19 protein-coding genes are annotated in these 22,706 nt (G+C 49.3%); 5 read left to right on the top strand and 14 right to left on the bottom strand.

Translation table 11 applies throughout. The features are described from left to right. Positions 1–19: 19 nt before the first annotated feature. Entirely contained in the window at positions 20–1,975 is a 1,956-nt protein-coding gene (locus tag G5S52_RS20385) for a methyl-accepting chemotaxis protein (protein ID WP_165018072.1), read from the bottom strand. A gap of 326 nt (positions 1,976–2,301) precedes the next feature. Between G5S52_RS20385 and G5S52_RS20380 the strand changes: the two genes are divergently transcribed. After that, positions 2,302–2,619: a hypothetical protein gene (locus tag G5S52_RS20380; RefSeq protein ID WP_165018070.1), complete on the top strand. Its 318-nt coding sequence runs from the start codon at positions 2,302–2,304 to the stop codon at positions 2,617–2,619. A 75-nt stretch (positions 2,620–2,694) separates the two neighbouring features. Here G5S52_RS20380 and G5S52_RS20375 read toward each other — a convergent pair whose 3' ends face one another. Further along, the gene (locus G5S52_RS20375) at positions 2,695–2,988 is read right to left on the bottom strand and encodes a hypothetical protein (RefSeq protein WP_165018067.1); all 294 of its coding nucleotides are present in this window, start codon (positions 2,986–2,988) and stop codon (positions 2,695–2,697) included. Positions 2,989–3,353: 365 nt separating this feature from the next. On the opposite strand from G5S52_RS20375, the gene G5S52_RS20370 reads away from it, so the two are divergent. After that, positions 3,354–4,178 carry an alpha/beta fold hydrolase gene (locus tag G5S52_RS20370; protein WP_235956436.1) on the top strand — a complete coding sequence of 275 codons (825 nt, stop codon included), beginning with the start codon at positions 3,354–3,356 and terminating at the stop codon, positions 4,176–4,178. Positions 4,179–4,270: 92 nt separating this feature from the next. Next, entirely contained in the window at positions 4,271–4,537 is a 267-nt protein-coding gene (locus G5S52_RS20365) for a hypothetical protein (protein WP_165018064.1), read from the top strand. Between the two features lie 69 nt (positions 4,538–4,606). On the opposite strand, the gene G5S52_RS20360 is transcribed toward G5S52_RS20365, so the two are convergent. From G5S52_RS20360 to G5S52_RS20340, 5 genes are all read right to left on the bottom strand, one after another. Continuing rightward, positions 4,607–5,380, bottom strand: coding sequence for a substrate-binding periplasmic protein (locus G5S52_RS20360; protein ID WP_165018061.1), 774 nt, complete (start codon positions 5,378–5,380; stop codon positions 4,607–4,609). A 149-nt stretch (positions 5,381–5,529) separates the two neighbouring features. Beyond that, positions 5,530–6,576 (bottom strand): endonuclease/exonuclease/phosphatase family protein, encoded by a 1,047-nt coding sequence (locus G5S52_RS20355; RefSeq protein ID WP_165018058.1) that lies wholly within the window; start codon positions 6,574–6,576, stop codon positions 5,530–5,532. A gap of 145 nt (positions 6,577–6,721) precedes the next feature. Continuing rightward, positions 6,722–7,978 carry a quaternary amine ABC transporter ATP-binding protein gene (locus G5S52_RS20350; RefSeq protein ID WP_165018055.1) on the bottom strand — a complete coding sequence of 419 codons (1,257 nt, stop codon included), beginning with the start codon at positions 7,976–7,978 and terminating at the stop codon, positions 6,722–6,724. Further along, positions 7,971–8,870 carry an ABC transporter permease gene (locus G5S52_RS20345; protein WP_165018051.1) on the bottom strand — a complete coding sequence of 300 codons (900 nt, stop codon included), beginning with the start codon at positions 8,868–8,870 and terminating at the stop codon, positions 7,971–7,973. The genes G5S52_RS20350 and G5S52_RS20345 overlap by 8 nt, the downstream gene beginning before the upstream one ends. Before the next feature lie 167 nt (positions 8,871–9,037). After that, positions 9,038–10,030, bottom strand: a complete 993-nt coding sequence (locus G5S52_RS20340; protein WP_165018048.1) for an ABC transporter substrate-binding protein — start codon at positions 10,028–10,030, stop codon at positions 9,038–9,040. A 438-nt stretch (positions 10,031–10,468) separates the two neighbouring features. Here G5S52_RS20340 and G5S52_RS20335 point away from each other — a divergent pair, with 438 nt between their 5' ends. Further along, positions 10,469–11,245: a response regulator transcription factor gene (locus G5S52_RS20335; protein ID WP_165018045.1), complete on the top strand. Its 777-nt coding sequence runs from the start codon at positions 10,469–10,471 to the stop codon at positions 11,243–11,245. A gap of 24 nt (positions 11,246–11,269) precedes the next feature. Next, complete coding sequence (locus tag G5S52_RS20330; protein WP_165018042.1) at positions 11,270–12,901, top strand: sensor histidine kinase; 1,632 nt, start codon at positions 11,270–11,272, stop codon at positions 12,899–12,901. A gap of 90 nt (positions 12,902–12,991) precedes the next feature. On the opposite strand, the gene tnaA is transcribed toward G5S52_RS20330, so the two are convergent. The 7 genes from tnaA to nhaC form a co-directional block, all read right to left on the bottom strand. Continuing rightward, positions 12,992–14,458 (bottom strand): tryptophanase, encoded by a 1,467-nt coding sequence (gene tnaA / locus G5S52_RS20325; RefSeq protein ID WP_165018039.1) that lies wholly within the window; start codon positions 14,456–14,458, stop codon positions 12,992–12,994. A gap of 399 nt (positions 14,459–14,857) precedes the next feature. Further along, positions 14,858–15,856 carry a DUF2955 domain-containing protein gene (locus G5S52_RS20320; RefSeq protein ID WP_165018036.1) on the bottom strand — a complete coding sequence of 333 codons (999 nt, stop codon included), beginning with the start codon at positions 15,854–15,856 and terminating at the stop codon, positions 14,858–14,860. A gap of 17 nt (positions 15,857–15,873) precedes the next feature. Next, on the bottom strand, positions 15,874–16,998 hold the full coding sequence (locus G5S52_RS20315; RefSeq protein WP_165018033.1) for an HlyD family secretion protein: 1,125 nt from the start codon (positions 16,996–16,998) through the stop codon (positions 15,874–15,876). A 188-nt stretch (positions 16,999–17,186) separates the two neighbouring features. Then, positions 17,187–17,951 carry an enoyl-CoA hydratase-related protein gene (locus tag G5S52_RS20310; protein WP_165018030.1) on the bottom strand — a complete coding sequence of 255 codons (765 nt, stop codon included), beginning with the start codon at positions 17,949–17,951 and terminating at the stop codon, positions 17,187–17,189. 15 nt (positions 17,952–17,966) lie between these two features. Further along, entirely contained in the window at positions 17,967–19,304 is a 1,338-nt protein-coding gene (locus G5S52_RS20305; RefSeq protein WP_165018027.1) for an FNR domain-containing protein, read from the bottom strand. After that, a complete protein-coding gene (locus G5S52_RS20300; RefSeq protein ID WP_165018024.1) occupies positions 19,301–20,929 on the bottom strand; it encodes an amino acid adenylation domain-containing protein in 1,629 nt (542 codons plus the stop codon). Before G5S52_RS20300 ends, G5S52_RS20305 begins: the two co-directional genes overlap by 4 nt. A gap of 235 nt (positions 20,930–21,164) precedes the next feature. Next, the gene (gene nhaC, locus G5S52_RS20295; protein WP_165018021.1) at positions 21,165–22,598 is read right to left on the bottom strand and encodes a Na+/H+ antiporter NhaC; all 1,434 of its coding nucleotides are present in this window, start codon (positions 22,596–22,598) and stop codon (positions 21,165–21,167) included. Positions 22,599–22,706: the final 108 nt, after the last annotated feature.

The following is a 22,706-nucleotide window of genomic DNA, read 5'->3' as shown; positions in this document are numbered from 1 at the left end:
GGGTGAACAGACCCTAGTGTTATGCGCGCGCCAGTTCCAAGTCGACTTGTTCGCCGGTCTCTTTTTCCTGACGTGGTTGAGGTTGGGATTGCCCTGTAAAGGTCCCCACCAGCTTATCCAGCTCGTTGGCGAGTTGCTCTATAGCCGACGCTGAGAGGTTTGATTTCTTCGCTGCATTGGCGGTGTGTTCTGCCAGTTCAACAATCGCCACAATATTTCTGTCGACGCTCTCTGTCACCACTGTCTGTTCTTCGGAAGCCGTGGCGATTTGTAGGTTCTGACCGGCAATATCTTCAATTTGCGAAACCATGGCAGCCATGACTGATGCACCTTCACGCGCTTGTTCAACGCTGATTGATGCCATTTCACTGCTTTGGTTCATTAAGTCGACACTATGGCGGATCCCATTTTGCAGCTGTTCGATGATTTTGGTGATTTCGTCTGTGGATTGATGGGTTTTCATCGCGAGCTCGCGAACTTGGTCGGCGACAACAGCAAAGCCGCGACCCTGATCGCCCGCGCGAGCCGCTTCAATGGCGGCGTTCAATGCCAGAAGATTGGTTTGTTCCGTGATAGAGCGGATAACATCAATCACCGAGCCAATTTCTTCGCTGTCGGCGTTAAGCCTCTGCATGTTGTCGCTGGCGCTGCGCATACTTTCCGAGAGCTGGTTTGCTTTGGCTGAGGTTTCGCTGTTCACCGCCCGTCCTGTTTGCGCTGAATCCTGGAGTTCTTTTGCTACGTTTGCCGCTGTTGATACGCTTTCCGCAATCTCGCGGCTGGTAGCTGTCATTTCCGTCATGGCTGTCGACACTGAATCCGATTCTGAACGTTGCTTTTCTGCATTAGTGGCGGTATCACTCGCCATGGTCAGGCTGCGTCTTGCATTGCTTGAAAGTTCTGAAGAGATACCTGCAATCTTCTCCATCGTATGCTGGAGACTACCGATAAATTGATTGAAGTAAGATGCCATTTCAGACAACTCATCTTTACCACGGAGGTTCATGCGGACCCGCAGTGAGCTTTCGCCTTCGGCGATCTTTTTCATTAAGGCATTCGCAACGGAAACTTTGTGCGTGACCAAACGGGTAATCAGTCCAAGTGTCAGGCAGACAACAATCGCCAACGCGCCGCCGATCAGCGTCAATCGCTTGGTAACACTTTTCTCCCGGATATCGATGGCGGTAACCAAGTCTTCACTGAGCGCTTTCATTTGTCTCTCAGCTTCTTGAACCGAGGCACGCAAACTTCCATGCAAACCACTCTGCGGTGTTAAGCCTATGTCTTCCATGCCAGCTGCCAATGTATTGAAGGTTTTGTGATATTCACGCAGTGCGGTTTCTATAATAAGACGGTTGCTGGCGGGCATATTACTCGTCGCGATGGCAGGAGATAGTTCATCCATCAGGGCGTTGAATTTATCGACATACTGAGTGTCAGAGCGCAGTAGGAAATCTTTTTCGTGGCGTCTTAACATCAAAAGCTTGTTGTAGAGCATGTCGTTATCCACTTTCTGGATTTCTCTTTCAACCCGATGGGAAGCAGCACGAGCAGTGCCTTTCAACCCTAAGTCGAAAGAGGCGCCAATCTCCATACGCTGGTCCACCAAGGCTTCAAAGTCTCTGTGGTACTTCTCCAGTTTGTACAACATGGCATCAATGGCTTCATGGCCTTCCATATCGAGAGCGTTGAGTTTCGCTTTCGCAGTAAGCAACTTCTGGGTCAGCGCGCTGTATTCGTTTTCAAACCTTTCTTTGTACTTGGCTTCTTTGCGGGCCATGAAGTCTTTCTCATGGCGTCGAAGCATTAATACCGAGGTTTGGCTTTTTAGAATTTCTACGGATGCGCCATCCAATGTCTCCAGCTCACTGAATGATCGCTGGAAAGAAATGGCGAATACGGCAACAGAAAAGAGTATGAGTAAAACGACACTCGAGAGTTGTGCTTTGATAGTTTGTGGTAATGCCAATCGCATGATTTCTCCTGTCTTTTTTCTCGTTCCAGCTCGATATGGGTGAAATGGCCTATATAAGTTGTCTTAAATATAGGACAGCTCTGGCTAACTTCACGGAAAATGTTGCAAAAATATTACACATCACATTTTCGCTGCGATTCTATTCACGCCTATCGGATGCCGAATGAGGAAAAGTCGGGATGAGATGAAGTTTCGTGTATGACGTATGTGCTTTAAATATCGAAATTTTTGTTGGAGTTTTTCGAATCTGTCATCTGGCTTAATGTGGGATGCAGTTCTATCTTTAGGTTGAGTGACGTGTGAAAAGAAATGACGGAGAGGTCATCATGAAAAAAACAATGATTGCGTTAAGCCTGTTTGCTGTTTCATCTGCTGCGAGCGCAGGGATGATGAACGATGATGTCAGTATGAGAGTGGTCGCTGCGGGACAAGGTGCATGGGTGAAAGTGCTGCAAAACGGCGAACCTGTTGAAGGGGCGACGGTGATATTGAAAGGCGCTTCGGGTGAGTATGTAACGCCTGAAAATGGCCTCGTCTTTGTTATTTCTGATGAGCCATATAGCCGCAGTGCAGTCTTTACCGCCAAACTTTCAAACGGCGAAGAAGTGCAGAAGCGCGTGTTGCTCCCTCGTGATCACGATTAATAATCCGGGTCAGACAGAAAACAAAAATCCTGCTTAATAGCAGGATTTTTTTTGCCTAGAAAGCGGGATTACGTATTAATAAAATTCTTTATTGGCAACGAAGCACTGCTCATAACCATCATTCCAGCCGTTGGCATAGCGTGGCTCTTTGAACATACGCTCAGGGTCCTGGCGGTAGCCGTCTTTGTTGGTTCGTGCCGCTGTGACTTTGCTGTGGCACCCGTCGTCATAGCCTTCCATATATGGCGTACTGAAGCCTAAATCTGCTAGTTGCTCATGGCGTGATGTTGAGCAGCCGATCAAACTGGTTGCTGCGACCATGAGCAATGTGGCCTTGAGAGCCATAATGATTTTTTTGTGAGTTTGCATGTCATACTTCCTCTTATTGACATGGGAATAGACAGCCTACCTTCACAGTGTGTTCTCAAGCTGTCTCATAAGTAACTATCTGCACATGAGGAAGTGAAAAGGTCAGCGAAGTCTTGTTTTTAATACCGAAAACTGGACGCAAAGAAGGTCGAGGTTGGAGAAAAAAACGGATTGAAGCGGTCTATACCCAAACGACCTGAAGATGCTTGAGGCCCTCCCTTCGGGCGAGTTGACTGACGTCGTGCTCTTTGTTGTTCCTTTTTGATGGAGGTGACTACACCGGCAAAGGAACGCCGCGATCACAACACCAGTCAATCTCGCTGAATCCTGCATTTTCAGGTTGTTTGGGTATACAACGAAAACGGATGATAGTCGAATCCGGCTATCGTGTAACAAGGAGTATTTCTACCATGGTGAAAAAGCCGTTACTCAATGCCTTTCTTATTCTAATGTTTGTGGCTTCCCCAGGCGTTGCAACGGCAGAGAAAATTGAAGTTGGTGCGTCAAACATCGCTGACGCTTCGATAAAAGTGTCGGGTAGTCCCAATGCTGAAAGTCGAGTGGTGTTTATTCATGGTTCACCGGGAAGCAAAGAAGCGTATGACGACTACTTGTCACACCCCGCATTACAGCATCTGGAACTTGTTTCGGTTGATCGCCCCGGTTTTGGTGAGTCTGGTCGTCCGGTAGAAACGTCCATTCAGAGACAAGCGGAAGCGCTGATGGGATTGCTAGAGGATGGCAAAGAAAACTGGGTGGTAGGCCATTCTTTAGGCGGGCCTATAGCGTTGCAACTGGCCTTGTTATCACCAGACAGTGTGAATGGCTTGTTGTTGATCGCATCGGCGTTTGATCCGCAATTGGAATCCCCTAAATGGTATAACCACTTAACAAACACCCTGGTGGCGAACTGGATACTGCCGGACGATTTGCTCAAGTCGAACCGAGAAATGATGGTATTGGATAAAGAGTTGGAAAAGTTAGCAGCGAAAGACTGGTCGCCACTTAACATGCCGGTTGTTTTGGTGCATGGGGCGGAAGATGATTTGGCCGATCCCGGCAATTCGCTATTTGCGAAGGCAAAACTGCCAGAGGCAGAATTAAAAATGATGCCAGATGAAGGACACTTCATTTTGTGGGAAAATGTGCCGCTGTTGGTGGACCAGATAAACAACCTGGTCAGTAAATAAATGTAAAGGCCCCTTGATATTTCACCCCTTAAGCCGCATGTTAGGGAGGAGTGATACGAAGCCAACACGATTTTAATCCACGGGAAATTACTATGAGACAAATCCTGACCGGTGTGGTTACCCTTATTCTTGGCTTCTTTACTTTGGTGTTTGCAGCAGTATTTGGCCTTCTGATCTCAGTGAGCGCATTAATTGCAAAACCATTCGTCATGAAGAAACTGCGCAAAGCGCAAGAGCAACAAGCTGCTCAGTTTGAGCAGGCATATAGCGAAACACGTGAAACGCCGTTCGGCCCTAAACAACGCCACCAAGGGCAGACGATTGATGGTGATTACCAAGACGTCACCAATAACCGATAGACACCAATGAACACTAAAACGCCGCCCAGTGGGCGGCGTTTTTTGATGTCTAGTTAGGGTCAGCAGCCCCTATGGCGATGGATTGACGGAAAACGGAAAGTACTCCCATTCATATTCATCGTAGAGCCTTTTTATCTCGCCCTTGTTCAGTAGCTCTTCGAAACGCTCATCATATATCCGGCGTAATTCCTGACCTTTCTCTGTGTCGGCAAACCCTGGATAGAGCTTGAGATCCATGATGTTGGCCATCTCAAACTCATCACGATTCAAATAGCCAAGTTCAAACTCTTCAATCAGTTCTTCTCTCGCATCCAGTAAGACATCCAGTCTGTCTGAATAAACCATTGAAAGACCTTGACGCCGGGATTTGACTTCGTGGATGGTAAATTTGGTGTCGATGTAATCATTGTAGTCATAGCCCTTTACCCAGCCGACCGTTCTATTTTCCAGCGTTTCTTCGCCTTTCCAGGCCGGTATCACCGAAGCTTTGTAGGCAGCTGAGACTTGTTCGGCATCAAAATGCCAGTAGGGGTAGAGGACCTGTTCTTGCTCATCGATATAAGACCCTAGAAAGGCGTCCATTCTTTTTGTTTGCACGAGGTAGATACTGCGAGAGTAGGTGGTGGTGATGGTTTTGATGCTGTAACCAAGCGGCTCGAAAACGCGGCGCATGATCTCGAAATATAGGCCAGAGCCGTCTTTTTCTGTCGCATCCTCCCAAGCCTCACTCACTAGAATAATTTCTTTGTCGCCGTGTGTGTTAGCTGTGCTGGGAAGGGCGATAAAGGCAGCGAGTGTAAAGGCAAAAACGCAGGCCAGTTTCCTAGCGAATAGAGAAGTCATTACGAGCTCCTTTAAATGCAGTATCGACAACGAGACATTCTTATAAGCTTAATCAAGATGATGATTTTCGCGAGAAATCATGGCGGATTTGAAGTGAGAAACTGCGCCCTCCTGAAGTAAAGCACGGTCTAGGGTAGAGTTTGAAAAAGCTACTGGCGAAGAGAGATAGTGACGCTGACAATGGCGTGGTCACTGCTGTAAGTATCCTGATCGAACTTGGGGTTCACCAGATGGGTGTCTTCGCAGTGAAAATCACCGACTTCAGCGATGCTTGCGGGATCACCACTGTTGAATTCACTGGAAAGCAAAATGTAATCCAGCACCGATCCTTTGGCGTGGAAGTAATGGGTTGGAGGACGCTCTAACCCTGTCTCTCCGGTACTTTTTACGTACAAGTCCCAACTGTCGTGAAGTTGGTAGTGTGAGAGAGGCATGTCGGCCATGTCATCCGTGATGGAACGCAAACCGGAAACGTGGAAGGCGCGCAGCACTTCTGAACGGAGGTCATCGTTGAAATCGCCCATCAAAATCGCAGGATTATTGGTGTGAGATCGGCGCTCGATGATGCTGTTCATCAAGTGACAGGCTTCTGAGCCACGCTGAATCGCGGATGCCCATGAGCCTGTCATTTCCGCCTGCATGGATTGAGCGAGCTTTTTCGATTCACCCTCATCCGCCGTGTCTTCCATGATTGGACGCTTAGACTTCAGGTGAACGACGTATATATCGGTCTGACCAAGAGATGGCAGCTCCAAGGTCGCAAACAGAGGCAAACGGCTGTATTCGAAATCCTGTTGGATCCCCATACGTTGAGATACTTCTGGGTCTGCTTGAAGGGGAAGGGCACTCAGGATCGGATAACGGGATGCCAGACACACAACGGGACTTTTGTAGATGTAATCTTCAAGCGGTTCTGGCTCATCCACCACTGAAAAGAAGCGATAGCCCAGAGGTTCTAGCAGCGCTTTGAGCGCAGACGCACTGAAGACTTCCTGAAAGGCAATGATGTCAGGTTGGTAACTGCCAATATAACGATTCAGCCAAGCACGCTTCTGACGCCATTGGTCTTCGCTGTAAATATTGCTGAATTCGTAAAATGCGCCCGGTGGCTCGATAAAGTTGAACAGGTTTATCGTCGCTAGCTTTAGGCCGAAGGCGCTGTGTGCGTATGAGCTTTTGCTATTGGTTGCGAACACGATACCGTCTCAGGAATGATAAATATTCTTCTAGTATAGCGAAGTCTGACGTGGGACAGAGGTTGATATGTTGAATAGTAGACACGTGCTGGAATAAAAAAAGCGCTTCAAATTGAAGCGCTTTTTAGGTGGGAAAGAGAATAAGTTAGGCGGATGCCGCCTCAGGCTTTTTTGCTTCCGCGTCGCTATCCTCCGAGTGACTTGCCGATTGATCGGAAAGTACTTCGACCAAACTCGCTCTTGATAGCTCGCCTTGAATTTCGCCATCCTGATCCAGTACTGGCAATGGAAGCTCATGTTCCAGCGTGTCTGGGATCACTGCTTCAATCAGTGCATCACTCTGGATGCCTGGCACCTCTTCAAGAACGGCTTCATCAATAGCGTCACCGTGGCGGGCTGAATCTACCGATTCCAGTTTCTCCATGCTCAGAGCACCTTGGTAACCGTCATCATTCACGTAATAACCGTGTTCCGCTTTGGCCTTGCGCATTTCAGCCAGCGCTTCACCAATAGTTTCAGAGCTAATACGCAGACTTTGCGGTTGCATCACCGTATCTACCGTGAGTGCACGTGCTCGGTTGACGTCTTTAACGAATGCTTCGACATAGTCGTCAGCAGGGTTGAGCAGGATATCGACCGGACGCCCTTGCTGAACAAGTTTACCATCACGCAGGATGGCAATGCGGTCGCCCAAACGAAGTGCTTCATCCAAGTCATGGGTGATGAAGATAATGGTCTTGTGGAGCTTTTCCTGAAGGCCAATCAACTGATCCTGCATTTCACTTCGAATCAGGGGGTCGAGTGCGGAGAAAGCTTCATCCATCAGCAGGATTTCAGCATCAGTACACAGTGCGCGGGCCAGGCCCACACGTTGTTGCTGACCACCGGACAGTTGAGACGGATACTGCTGTTCGTACCCACCCAAACCAACAGTATCAAGCCAATCAGTCGCTTTCTTCTCTCGTTCAGCCTTGTCGACACCTTGCACCTGCAAGCCGTAAGCGACGTTTTGCAGCACTGTGCGGTGAGGCATCAAACCAAAGCGTTGGAAAACCATCGACATTTTATGACGGCGGAAATTCTGAAGGCCTTTCTCATCCAGCTTCATCACGTCTTCACCTTCAACGATGATCTGGCCTTCAGTTGGCTCAATCAAACGGTTGAAGTGGCGGATCATAGTGGATTTACCCGATCCGGAAAGGCCCATAATTACGAAGATTTCACCGCGTGCGATGTCCAGATTGATGTCCTGAAGACCTACCGTATGGCCAGTGTCTGCCAGAATATCGTCTTTGGATTTACCGGCTTTCACATCCGGCAACACCTTTTGAGGATTGTTGCCGAAGATCTTGTAGAGGCCTTTAATCTGGATCAGCGGTGTGCTGTTTTCAGTGTTACTCATTGTGGCCTCCGCTCAGGTGCTGCTGTGAACGTTTTGCGTAGCTTTGAGATACGCGGTCGAAGATGATTGCCAGTGCGACAATCGCGAGGCCGTTAATCAGACCTAAGGTGAAGTATTGGTTAGTGATCGACTTCAGTACAGGTTGGCCTAGGCCTTTCACACCGATCATTGAAGCGATAACTACCATAGCCAGTGCCATCATGATGGTTTGGTTGATACCCGCCATGATGGTTGGCATCGCCAGCGGTAACTGAACACCAAACAGGCGCTGCATTGGGCTTGCACCGTATGCTGTGGCGGCCTCAAGCACCTCTTTGTCGACCAACCGAATACCGAGGTTGGTCAGGCGTATAACTGGTGGAATGGCGTAGATAACCACCGCAATTACGCCAGGGATTTTACCGATGCCCAGCAACATCACGACAGGGATCAGATAAACGAAGGCTGGCATGGTCTGCATGACATCAAGCAGCGGTGTGACCATGGATTGCACGCGGTTTGAGCGAGCCATCGCGATACCGATAGGGATGCCAAGGAATATGGCGAGCATGGTACACACTAATATGATGCTCATTGTGCGCATGGTGTCTTCCCACATGCCGAAATAACCGATAGCGAGGAAAGAAAAAATAACAGCAACACCGAGCTTCCAGGAACGGCTGGCCATATAAGAAACACCCGCGAGAATAGCGATCATCAGCCACCAAGGGGTGCCGAGAAGCAGTTTTTCGAACCAGATGAGAAATTGGAGCAGCGGGTCGAAGAAAGATTCGATGGTTTCACCATAGTTCCGCGAAAATTCGCGATAGGCGCCATCAAGTGTTTTACGAATCGTCAGAAGATCGGAGCGTGACATCTCCGGAAATTCTGTCAGCCAAGAATTGTCTGCCATAACAGTACAGCGTCCTCTGCGTCTTTAGAATATTAGAAACTATATACCCATCGTCAGTGGGTAAGTGCGGACGTACATAGAGAGCCAAAAGATACGTCGCATTTATAGATTAGGTTGTCGCTAAAAATTGCGGGCTGAAAAAGCAGCCCGCAAACAGTGTGGTGCGATTACAGTGAAGATTTGATTTTCTTTGCCACTTCAGGTGTTACCCATGCGCCCCAGATGTCTTCATGGTTTTCAAGGAAGTACAGGGCAGCGATTTCACCGTCAGCCTGATTCTCTTCCATCCATGCAAGCAGGCTATTTAGCTGTGCGTTGGTGAATGAACGGTTGGAGAGGTAACTAACCGCTTCTGGGGAGTTCTGTGCAAAGCTCTCGGTGATCACCGTGTCTACCGCTGATGGCGGGTACATGGTCACTTTTGGCTCGAGACAGTCTGCATTGGTAGTACAGGTTTTAAAGTGGTCTTCGTCAATGCCTGATCCGAAGTCAACTTTCACCATTTCGTACTTACCCAGAACCGCCGTTGGTGCCCAGTAGTAACCAAACCAGCCTTCTCCACGCTCGTAAGCTTTCGCGATTGAGCCAGACAGACCAGCGCCTGAACCTGGATCAATCAGTTCGAAGCCTTTGTCTTCCAGACCCATTGCATTGAACAGGTTGCCAGATGAAATTTGACAGTTCCAGCCAGCAGGGCAGCCATAGAAAGCGGATTTTGATGGATCTTCTGGATGTTCAAACAATTCGCGGTTCGCAATCACACCTTCAATAGTTCCAAGGCTAGGATCTTTTTCTACCAGATACTTAGGTACCCAAAAACCTTCTTCGCCACCGTCAGAAAGTACGGCACCCGCGAAACGGAGTCGGCCTTCCTCAACACCGCGATCAAGCGCGGCTTTCAGGGAGTTACTCCAAAATTCAGGTGCGATATCTGGTTCGCCTTTTTCGATCATTGAAGTGCCGGTAGGCATGGTGTCGCCTGGAACCAGCTCTGCGTCACAGTCGTAGCCTTCAGCAAGAATGATGCGGTCAACATTAGCGATGAGGCTTGCGGAGTTCCAGTTCATATCTGCGATGGTGACTTTGCCGCACTCTGCCGCAAAGCTGCTCATTGGCATAGCTGAAAGCAGCAAGCAGGACGAGGCTAAAAGTTTTTTCATGGAAGTTCCCTCTCATTTTAAATGACATGATAAATGAATATAGCTCTAATCATTTATCCGGCTGATATTGCACTACGTTACATATCCTTTCTTGGTTTAAATAACTGAAAAATATGAATGCAATGAAACTAATCATAACAAGTTTGTATCAAAAATTCTTTAGTGCTGTTACCTATTTGGTGTCAATTCGCTCGCGTTCTAAGGATATTTCGGCAGATAAAACTAGTTTGGCAATGCGATAACTTGATGATTTGAATGTGTAAATGTCAGCACCAAAAGAGTCTGATGTAAGAAATGTAAGAATCAGTGTTCAGATTGAAGAAATGTGCGAGTGTTATCCGATTTTCAACGAAAATCGTGAAATTTATCTGCCTATTCTAGGTTCATTGGGAGTGATGATCACCAAAGGTCAACAGACCCTAAGAATGGGAGCTCCCTATGCAACAATCAGTTTTGGTTCTGGAAGATGACGCTGATATCGCAGGCCTTATTGCCTTGCACCTCAAAGTGATGGGCTTTGAAGTCATTAAAGGCTCTTCATTAGAGGAGGGATATCGTGCGTTGGCTAACGAAAACATCGCCGCTATTGTTTTGGATAGAGGTCTGGATGATGGAGACGGTAAAACGTTCTGTGAGTTTCTCCGCCAGCAAGAAAACGGTATTCCCGTATTGATGTTGACCGCGTTGGATTCTGAATCTGACATGGTGGAAGGCTTTGAAGCCGGTGCAGATGATTATCTTGCCAAGCCTTTCAGTGTGATTGAGTTTCAGGCAAGGGTAAGGGCACTGATGCGCCGCGTTTCCCTTCATAGCCAGTGGCAGTCTGGATCAGTAAAAGAATTGAAGTCTAACAGTTGTGAGATGAGCAGCGAGCATTCTACTGCGCTACTTTTCCAGCATCTGGAAATCTGTCCTGAAACCCATAGCGTCAAGTTAGAAGGTCGTGAAATCGACCTGACACCAACAGAATTCTCCTTGTTATGCTGCCTGGCAAAGCGCCCCGATCGCGTCTTCAGTAAAGACGAATTGCTTAGCCGGGTATGGAACACCGATTACGACGGATATCGACACACTGTGTGTTGCGCTATCAACAGGCTACGTAGCAAATTGGAAAGTAACCCTGCGGCACCTAAATACATTCACACGGTTTGGGGAGTCGGCTACAAGTTCCGTGAAGCCTCCGATCCGTCCATGATCCAACGGGCGACCATTTAACCGATGAGGGACGGGAGGTAAATATTGGCGTTTAAAAACCGTCTGCTGTTATTCACCTTGATTTGGTTCTTGTGCAGCGCAGCACTTTTAACCCTGCTAAGTGTGTCGGTGTGGCAGCAAAATGAACAGCGCTCGCGGCAACTGCTGCATAAAGATCTTGCGATGCACATGCGGGATGATAATCCCTTGATGGTCGGTGATGACTATAGTCCGGAGGCGCTGTCCTCTATCTTTCACACTTTGATGTTGCTGGGCCCTGACTTTGAAATCTACTTTCTTGACCCTCAGGGCAATATCACTACCTCTGGTCCTCCTATAGAAGATGTCATTCGTTTGCAGGTAGATGTTGAGCCTATTAAACAGTTTCTTCGCGGAGAGCCGTTCCCTGTTTTAGGAGAAGATCCCTTATCTCAACAAGGTGAGAAGGTGTTCTCTGCGGCACAAATTGATGCTGACGGACAGGTGGCGGGTTACCTCTATGTTCTTATTGGCAGTCAGGGTTACAACGCCTTTGCCGATACCGAAAATTTGCTTCAGTACGCACCGGTTGTTGCTGCTGCGTTGGTCGCGATTTTGCTCTTCGCTTTAGTGGTTTATCGCATGGTTCATCGTGGAATCATCACGCCGGGAAGGCTGATGGTGAAGCAGATAGAAGAATCAGCGAAAACCGAATTTCGAGTTTCTCCCCCGCTGTATCTACGGTCACCGGAACTTCAGGATCTGGCGAATCAATACCGCAGAATGATGGCGGTTATCCAACAGCAATTTATTCAGCTTAGGGTGCAAGAAGCACAACGACGCGAGCATTTGGTGCAACTGAGTCACGACCTGAAAACGCCTTTGGCGAATATTCTCGGGTATCTCGAAACCTGGCGAATCCAGCATGATGAAGGTCGGGGCATGATCGACACGGCTTACCACAATGCCCAGCGCCTGCAGGGACATTTAAAAAGTCAGCTTGAAGCTGCGAGATCACCATCCGCAAAGATTGTGCTTTCTTATCGAGAGATTGATGTGCGCGAGCTATTTGAGGATGTTCGCCACCGTTTCGAACTTCAATTGAAAAAGAAACAGGTCGATTTAGTGATAACGGTTTCCGAACCCTTAAATGTGTTCGCAGATGAAGTGCTGATAAATCGAGTGTTCGACAACTTAATGGAAAATGCCATTCGACATAGCCCTGCACGCGCTTCCATTCTGATGGACGCGGCCAAGGCCAAGGGAGCGAACATTAGCTTTTGCATTGAAAACGCCGTCGATGAAACCAGTGACACTGGCTCATTGGGTATGGGAAGCAAGATCGTGGATGCCATTCTCAGTCTGCACCAAAGTCAGCGCCAAGTGTCACCACCACAAGTCGCTGAAATACCGCGTTACCGCGTCTGTTTTGTATTGTCCTCCGTCATGGCGAAACCGAGAGCCCAGATCAGAGCGGTGCCAACAGCAATGGACTTTGAAGAGGATTCTCCGCCCTTACAATCGGATTATCCGCCAGTCAAAGCGGAAACCTCTGACGAGGAGGAAGGCACACAAAGTGAAGACATGCACCTCTCTACCAAAGAAAGGAACGGGCACCCGGTGACATTACCTTCATTCAGTGCGGTTTCCAAAGATGACGACGAAGGGACGGCGTCAGGAAACAATAAGGCCGAGTAATCGGCCTTATTGCGTTACCGGTGATTCAACCGATTAATGAGGGTAACTTGCCTGCCATGGCGAGGAAATGGAAAATTGCGGTGAGCACACCTACGACACACTTTCCAGCTCAGCAGCGTTGTGCTTTTTTACTTCCGCTGGCCCCACTTCTTTGAGTCTTGCCGTAAAGTGACGGAGGACGGAAGGTTCATACGTAAAGTCGAGTCCTTTCACATTGTGCGCATTTTTCTTCACTTCACCGAACGCTTCAATGATGAAGTCCATGTGTGATTGGGTGTAAGTCGCACGCGGGATGGTCAGACGAAGCAACTCAGCCGGACATGGATGTTGTTTGCCAGTGGCAGGGTCGCGACCCAGAAGCAGTGAACCGATTTCCACTGCCCGGATGCCGGCAACTTTGTAAAGCTCACACGCCAATGCATGTGCCGGGAATTGGTCAGAAGGAATGTGTGGGAGCAACTTACCAGCATCGACAAACGCCGCATGACCGCCAGCTTGTTGGCAAACAATGCCAATCGCTTCCAAGCCATCAACCAGATATTGAACCTGCTTGATGCGGTATTCCAGCCATTCCTGACGCATACCGTCATAAAGGCCCACAGCTAAGCGCTCCATCGCGCCACCTTCCAGTCCGCCATAAGTTGGGAAGCCTTCCTGCACCACGCAAAGGGTGCGGCATTCCTGATACACGTCCATGAAAGCGTCGTCTTTGAAGCACAGCAGTCCGCCCATTTGAACCATGGCATCTTTCTTCGCTGACATCGCCAGGCCATCCGCATATTTGTAAGCTTCGCGGGTGATTTCAGCAATCGTCCAATCTTTGAATCCGGGTTCGCGTTGCTGGACGAAATAGGCGTTTTCCGCAAAGCGCGCCGAGTCCATGATCACCGGAATGTCGTAGCGTTTGGCAATCTCATACACCGCTTTCAGGTTAGCAATAGAAACCGGCTGACCGCCCGCGGAGTTACAGGTAATGGTGCTCACAATGTATGGCACGTTGGCAGCGCCAGCGTCGAGGATAGCTGCTTCCAGCTTTTGCAGATCAAAGTTGCCTTTGAAGTCAGCGGTGACTGAGGTATCAAACGCATCTTTGGTATAAACGTTTTTAGCAACACAGCAGTTTACCTGAGTATGGCCTTGTGTGGTGTCGAAGAAGTAGTTCGATAGCGCCACCATTTTGCTGCGATCCAAACCTTTCTCTAGCTCGCGCTTTTTGATCAACACAGGAATGTAGATTTGCTCTGCACCACGCCCTTGGTGGGTTGGAATGGTGAGGTCATAGCCGAAGATGTCCTTTACCGCGTTGGACAGCGCATAGTAGCTACGGCTACCGCTGTAGGCTTCATCACCGCGCAGCATAGCTGCCTGCATTTCCTGAGTGAGAGCGCCTGTACCACTGTCCGTCAGCAGGTCGATAAACACGTCTTCACTGTCCAACAGGAAGGGGTTCATACCCGCTTTTAAAATGGCTTCTTCGCGATACGCACGGGTGGTGCGTTTTACTGGCTCAATCACACGGATACGGAATGGTTCTGGGAGGTGTTTGAAGTTTTCCATTTTTTCTACCTTAAATTTTTATCTGACGGAAAACTTGCCAATTATTCATTTTATTTAGGCACTAGGCTTCCGTCAGGAAATTAATCTGATTTCGAATTTTTGCATTAGGTTTAATTATCGAAGCAGTAAGCGTGACAATACGAAAACACTATTAAGTGAATCGGGTTATTGATACGACTTTTCGATAAGTGCGCGCAGGGACTGCGCAAAAGGAATGCTTATGCAGGGAAGAAAAAAGCGATTTTGTAGTCCTGAGTACACCAGCGATTTAATTTATTCACATTCATCATTTTGACCAACCTGAAACTCATTAATTCAAGCTAACGATAATACTGTCGTTTAGAAAGTTATAACTGTCATCAATAAAAAAATCAAATTGAGAAGACGTCGACAAATCTTTTATCCAAGCTGCCTTTGGTAAGGCTGAAGCAAAATTAAAACACCGGTTCCCAGCAGCACGGCAGCCATGATGGACAACAACCTCTTGCCGTCTTCGACAAAAGCACTTCCGGCGTTTTGGGTAATACCATAATAAATCAGGACGACGAAGCCAGAATATAAAAGCTGAATGGTGTTGAAGTTGGCGCGCTTGGTGGCGGCATGGATTCCCATCAACAAGGCACAGATGATGGTCACACTGACGTGCCCGACAAGGTTGGTTTGAAGCAGATTCATTAGAAGTACTGGAAGGGCGTAGAGAAAGCCAGCATATGTCGCCAATAACCTCCGAACGCCGTAATTGTGGCCAGCGGAGGGATCCGGATCTTTGATGATTAGCGCAACAGTAATGGTGACTATGGTGCTCTGAACTAAATCAAAGCTGATCGCATTCACCAGCACAATGAGTACCACGGCAGCTTTGAAAGCGATATGCCAGATTTCCGTGTGAATCGGCTGGTGGGGAGCAGGAACAGGATCGGGTGCAATAGGGTCGCCGCCCGGCACCAGAAAATAGCCGAGGTAGGCAGTAAAACCCGCAATCAGTATGTTCTTCATTAAAGCCAGCGGGATCTGACTGACATCGAGGCCTTTCTGACGGGAAAACACGGCAATCATCGCGGTCGATACAATCAAGAGCGTTGCCAGTAAATCCTGAGGGTTTTCACGTGCGCGCTGCATGCACCAGTAAAATACTACAAACAGTACACAGTAATAGACCAAGGGCTGGTCTATCAGAAGGTTACTCAAGGCCCCCTGAAACCAGGCGGTGGCAAACAAGATGGCTGCCATCAGAAACACCATGATAAGAGGCGGAGGCTTGGATGATGTCGTCAGGAATACCGCACAAATCGCAGGTGCAAGAAGCGGAATGTCTGTGCCAAAAACATGCTGCCAGAACAGAAGCAGCACAGGAAAAACAGCAACACGGATGATTCCGTTACCACTGTTTCTAAACATGGCTTGATGAGGCATAACTAAGAGACATAGCTCAGGTAGCTCCAGAGCCAGGTCCAGGCATCCAGTAGCAACTCACCAATGGTGGACTGCCCAGGGAAGAAGCTGACTGTAGCGCGACCGCCGTAGCGAAGCTGGATATCTGCCGGCAAATCAAAGTAGCGGATATTGACGGGAAACCGCTGCGAATGCTGTATGCCAGTAGGGGAGTCAAACAAACCACTGTTGCCATCGACTTGCAGGCTGCCATTACCGCTGCTTCCCCAGCCAACGGAAGTGACTTCTCCATGGAAAATCTCGCCGGGGTAGGCGTCAAACACAATCTTAACCACGGTACCTTTCTTCACGTAAGCCAAAGAGTTCTCCGTGACCATGGCAGTGAGCCAAAAATGACGATTATTGATAAACGTCAGGAGCGGTTTACCTGTCGCCGCAAAGTCACCCGCAGACAGGTTCATGTTGGTGATCACCCCCGCGGCGGGCGCTCGGATATCTGTATAGGAAAGGTTGAGCAGTGCTTGGTCCAAATTGTTCAAGGCGGTTTTTACTTGTGGGTTGTTTTCTCCTTTGGGGCCCAGTTCCTGTTGGGCTTTAGCGAGATCAGCCGTGGCCTGAGCCAGACTCGCTTTAGCGGCATCAAGAGAAGCCAAACTGTCATCCAGTGTTGCCTGACTGACGACGCCAAGTCTTGCCAGTGCCATGTTTCGCTCCGCATGTTGTTTGGCATTACTGACCTTAACGCGGGCGGCAACTTCATTGGCTTTCGCAGCATCAATGGCGGCGGAATCGGCATTCACGGATTGTGTGGATTGTTGAAGCGCCAGTCTTGCTGCGTTGACATTTAACTCGAAAGGTTGCTTGTCGATGGACATCAAAAGTTGGCCACGTTTGACCTCTGCATTATTGAGGATAGAAATGGCAGAAATTGGCCCTGAAATCTGCGGACTGATCCGTATCAATTGTCCATTAACGCGGCCATGATCTGTCATGGGCGTGACGCGATCTGCCCACAGCGAATAGCACCAAATAACCAGCGCAGCCGCGATCAGGTAGTAAGTGAATCTGCGTGCGCTGCTGGCGGCTTTGGGCTCATTGGCATTTGTGGGTGGTTTGTTCGCCTCCTGCGGCGGATTGCTTTCATTCATTGAAAACGCCTCGAATACAGATCAGAAAGGGCTGCTGAGGATACTCAACAGCCCCTAATAACAAAAAGTTGCATAGGAGAGTGTATCGAGACGCGAAATAGGAAGTTGTCTAAAGTTAGATACTCGGTGCTAACCCAGGTTAAATAAAAAAGCGCCCAGGACAGGCGCCAAAAAACAGAAGCGAGATGTCAGTTTCCAATGAATTGCGGTTGTCGTTTTTCGATGAAAGCGTGCATGCCTTCTTTTTGATCTTCCGTAGCAAACAGCCCATGAAACGCGCGGCGTTCCATTCGAACCCCATCTTCCACGGACAGTTTTTCTGCGTTTAGCACGCACTCTTTTGCCAGTAGAACCGCGGGCTTGCTATATCGCGCGATGGTTTTAGCGGCTTCGAGCGTTTCTTGCATTAATTGTTCATCTGGCACCACACGGGAAACCAGTCCTGCGCGTTCTGCTTCAACGGCATCCATCATTCTGCCAGTCAGGATCATGTCCGTGGCTTTGGACTTTCCGACCAGTTTGGTGAGGCGCTGGGAGCCACCCATGCCGGGAATGACACCGATAGTCAGTTCAGGCTGACCAAACAGTGCAGACTCAGCAGCGAATATGGTGTCGCACATCATGGCGAGCTCACAACCTCCTCCCAGTGCATACCCAGACACGGCAGCAATGATTGGCGTGCGGATACGGGTAAACGCCTCCCAGCCTCCAAAGTAATCCGTCGCTGTCATTTCCTGATAGCTCATATCTGCCATTTCACTGATATCAGCACCGGCCGCGAAGACTTGCTCAGAGCCCGTCACTACGAAACATCCGACATTTGGGTCAGCGTCATAGCGTGTTAATGTTTCCATCAGCTCTTCGAGCAGTGGCGTACAGAGTGCGTTGCGTTTCTCTGGGCGGTGCAGCCGGATGATGACTACATTGCCATCGACTTCTGTTTTGATGTTCATCGTCAAAGCCTCTTATTAAGAATCCCAAATGGCGCCGTAAGCAGGAATGCCGCGGCTTTCCATGCCATACACCACTTGTCTGGTCAGTTTCTGGTTAGAGATACAAATCACAGCTTCCGCATCAAATGCCTGATAGGCGGCATAAGCGAGTTGCACCATATCCGGTTTGCCAAGCTCGTCGGTATCCCATATCAGAGCGTCTGGCTGTGCAGCGAGAATTTCATCGACGAGGGCATCGCCGTAGGTTTTTCTCGGATTACGCGTTGACCACACCAACTGCATCGGAAGCTTTTGGGCTAACAGGTGAGGGAGACATGGCCCAATGCCGCTGCCTGTTGCCACGTACACCACACGTTTGAACAGCACTTCAATGTTCGCCACACCCGCCGTCGGAATGCCTTTCACCCAAACGTGGGAAGGTTTGTCGTCAATCAGCTTACCTGTCCAATCTCCGGCGCGTGACACGGTCAGGCGATAGCCAGGTTCATCCGGTGAAGGAACGTTCGCAAAGTGGTGCCATTCCATCAGAGGTGAACGGCTTATTGCCATGGAAGAGCCAGCAAATGGCGTGACTCCATAATTGAACTTCAACAGCGCAACATGGTTAGACGGCGTGGTGATCTCAACGGGCACCCTGCGAAGTCGAAGCCAGGGCAGAAGAATGCTGAAGGTCATGATACTGAGCAGCCAGACTGAAGGGGTTTGCAGGGCAAAGTCCCACAGTGGTTGCGTTGGATTCTGGTCACTGGCTATCGACAAAGTTTGCACCCAGAACAGGATAAGCACGGACCACCCCGCAAAGCGGTGAGAGGCTTCAAAGGCATTGTGATATTTCTTGCGAATGTTTGGCATTGCCATCGCAATCATCACCACTAGCAAGCCAATGATACCGAGCGTCGACCACAGGCTGAGATCTGACACTGGGCTGAGGGCGTGCATTTTTTGGTAGATGATGGCACCTGTAAACAGCGCAAACCAAAGGCTACCGTTGATAGCACAGCCAGAATGCAGACCACCGTGGTGATAGATCTTGCCCAGATGCCACCTGATAGAAAGCGGCCAGGTCACAGGCGCACGGGTTGCCAGCCAGAACAAAAAGTTGATCGTGTATTGCTGGCGAACCAGCACCGCCACAAAGAAATTGCCGATCACCATGTTACTCAGGCTGGTAAGGTCGAGATGGTTTCGGTCAAACCAGTTTCCTTCCGTCATCCCATAAACCAGCCAACCAAGGTTGACCAGTGAAATGATAATCACCAGACGAACATAGTGTTCCAATGCAGGATATTTCCACATGCGTTGCAGTAACCCCTGCTTTGCCGGTAATTCGGTTTCTGAGTAGGGAGCCATCATGCGTCACCTTCCTTGGCTGATTTCATGGCGTTGTCAAAAAGAGATAGCAGTTTGCGTTTGTCGATTTTTCCCCGATCAGTGAGGGGCAACTCGTCACATACAATCACTCGGATAGGAACGGCGTAGTAAGGAAGATGGGCAGCTACATGGTCGATTGCAGTTTGCTCATCCACACTTGATGGCACCACGAAAGACGCTAAGTGCCTGTCGTCGACTTTTAGAGTGACAGCCAGTCGGCATTCAGGCAGGTTTTCCAGATGGGAGGAGACTGAATCCAACTCGACACGGAAACCTCTGACTTTGACCTGATCGTCGGTGCGCCCAAAGTGTTCCAGCTCTCCCTCGTGGTTCCAGCGCCCCAAATCGCGAGTGCGGAACATCACATGTCCATCACCAAGGAAGGGGTCAGGGCGATAACGCGCCTGACTCAGTTCGACATTGGCGAGATAACCTTTGGTTACACATATGCCGCCTGCCCACATCTCGCCCACTTCACCAATGCTGCAGGGCTCGAGGTTATCGTTCAGCACATACACAGTGTTGTTCGGGGTCGGTTTACCGATGGTGAGTCGGTCACCGGGCTTGAACAGTTTTGCCGTATTAATGATGGTTGTTTCGGTCGGGCCGCAGGAGTTGTAGAAATCGCATTTCGCCCCCCAGGTTTCTGCCAGTGGCACTGGGCAAGGTTCGCCCGCTACGGCGACCGTTCTTACGTCGGGGCATGCCTCCGGGTTTATCTGTCCCAGAATCGAAGGTGTCGCAATAATCACGTCAGCGTTGCTGGCAGCTTGTTGAATGGAGCTGTCTCGGATGAGGAGGGTCGCGCCATGACACAATGCAACATAGATTTCCCATGCAGACATATCAAAAGCAATGCTCAGGATTTGCCCGACTCGCATGCCCGGTTTCACACCAAGGTTTCCCGGTGATGTCATGACGATATTGGCGACATTTTTGTGTGTCACCTGAACGCCATTGGGCCTTCCGGTCGTGCCAGAGGTGAACAAGACAAAACAGACGTCATTGGGCTTGGTAATACGCTTTCCACCTGCTTCCATAGACTTAAATTCAGGCGATTTAAGTAGGGTATCCAGTTCTAAGCGGATGGTGCCGTCGGCTTCGGGCAGGTCGTGCTTATGTTTGGAAAGGGTAAAGACGACCCGGATTCTGGCGACATCAATGATATGTGAAAGCTGGGATTTCGGCGCGACACTGGCATGTTGGGGCACATAATTGGCGCCAATCTTCAAACAAGCCAGCATGCCTACCAACATGGGAATTGAGCGTGAAAGGAAAATGCCGACTGAGTCGCCGGATTTTACTTTCAATCGTTGCAATAAGGTGGCGAGCTTTTCGGCCTCTGCGTCCAGCTCACGATAAGAAATCGTTTGTCTGCCATCAATTGCGGCAATTGCAAAAGGAGTTTCCCTAGCATGGTGTTCGATTGCCATGCTCAAAGTGGGAAACGACGGTTTAACTGAAGGACCTCGGCCAAAAGAGACAAACTGCAGGCGCTCTTGCTGACTGAGCTTTCCAAGTGGTGATAGGTTGAAGAACTGTCCTGGCTCGTTGGTATTGCTGCCAGGTGTTGGCGGACAAAATACCGAATTAACAAGAACTGTCATGGATTTACACTCCCTAGAGCTTGTTTGGCTGAATACCTTCAGCGCTGTTTCACGTTGCTTTAGGAAAGGTTAAGGAACAAATCTCGCGAAATTCTCACAGAGAAATAGCAAATCACTCTTCGTTCGAAATTTTTGATGAGGAAGGCAGGCATTGGTGTTGATAGGAGAGACATTTTTATATTTATAATGATAAAAAGGCTGCCCATGGCAGCCTTAAAGGTATATTGGAACTACATCATATATTTCGATCAACTGAAGCTTCTGGTGCTTCTTGCTGATCGTCAATCTTCCACATGGTCCAACCCATTACACCAAACAAAATGGTCACGAGTGGGGAAATCCAACAGAAGAAATTGAATGGCAAGTAGGCCAAAGTAGCAACGCCCAAGGTGGCTGCCTGATATGCACCGCCTGAGTTCCAAGGAACTAGGTTTGCCGTGACGGTTGCGGAGTCCTCCACCGCTCGGGAAAGGTTTTCCGGTGCCAAGCCACGTTCCCTGTAGGCTTCCGCATAGCTACGCGCACTCATAACAATTGCCATGTATTGGTCACACAAAATCAGGTTGGCACCAATACCGGTGAGTACAGTAGAGACAACAAGCGAGCCCGTCGATTTAGCCGCAGCAAGGATCTTGTCTGCAATCACGCGAAGCTGGTTAGTCCGTTCCATCACACCACCAAACATCATGGCAACGATAATCAGGCTGATGGTGTACATCATGGAATCCAGGCCACCGCGTGACAGTAGCGAATCCACGTCGCCGATACCGGTTTCAGAGGTATATCCACCAAAGGCCACGCTCGCAATAGCATTGTAATCAGCACCCTGCAGACCAGCCGCGCATATCGCACCAGCAATTACACCCAGTGCAATTCCCGGAATAGCGGGCATCTTCTTGTACGACACAAACAGCACCAGAAAGAGAGGAAGGAATAAAACGGGGTTAATGAAGAAGGTACTGTCCAGTGTCGTCAGAATACTATTGATGCGTTCAATGTCGCCGCCTGATGCGCTGTATTTCAAACCCAACACCGCTTCGATAACCAGCGTGATCGAAATGCTCACGCCCGTGGTGTAAGACATGTGTTTGATGTGAGTGAACAGATCCGTGCCCGCCATGGCTGGTGCCAGATTGGTGGTGTCAGACAGAGGAGACATTTTGTCGCCGAAGTAAGCGCCGGAAAGTACCGCACCAGCAACCAATGGAAGCGGAAAGCCAAGTCCGCCACCCACGCCCATTAAAGCCACACCGATGGTCCCAGTGGTACCCCAGCTAGTACCAGTCGCGAGCGAAGTGACAGCACAGATAATCACACAGGCAGGAAGGAAGATCTCCGGTGCCAGTATTTGCAGACCATAGTAAATCAGTGTTGGAACCACACCGGCGAGGATCCAGACACCGATGAGGGCGCCAACAATCATCAGAATGATCATCGCTGGCAGGGCGTTGTAGATGCCATTCACCATGCCAGATTGAATATCTTTCCACGAAAAGCCACAGCGAAGCGCGACGACACTGGCGACGACCACACCCAACAACATGGGAACTTGTGGGTCGAGTCCGTAAATGACGATGGAAACGCTGATGCCAATAACAAGGGAAAGGAGTGAGACGATAGCCTCCCAGAACATGGGCGCGCGGGCGCCCTCTGGAATATCAGTCTTCATGTTACCTCCAGATGTTTACATATATAGACTGAGGGTGCGGTGGTTTCTTATTGGAATTCACCGCGAAGTTTGAGGGTCAGTAGTGTTGCGTTACTTATCTGGGACGAG

This window comes from Grimontia sedimenti (assembly GCF_011045095.1).
GTDB classification, from domain to species: Bacteria; Pseudomonadota; Gammaproteobacteria; order Enterobacterales; family Vibrionaceae; genus Enterovibrio; species Enterovibrio sedimenti.
This window is presented reverse-complemented; position numbering and strand designations above follow the sequence as displayed.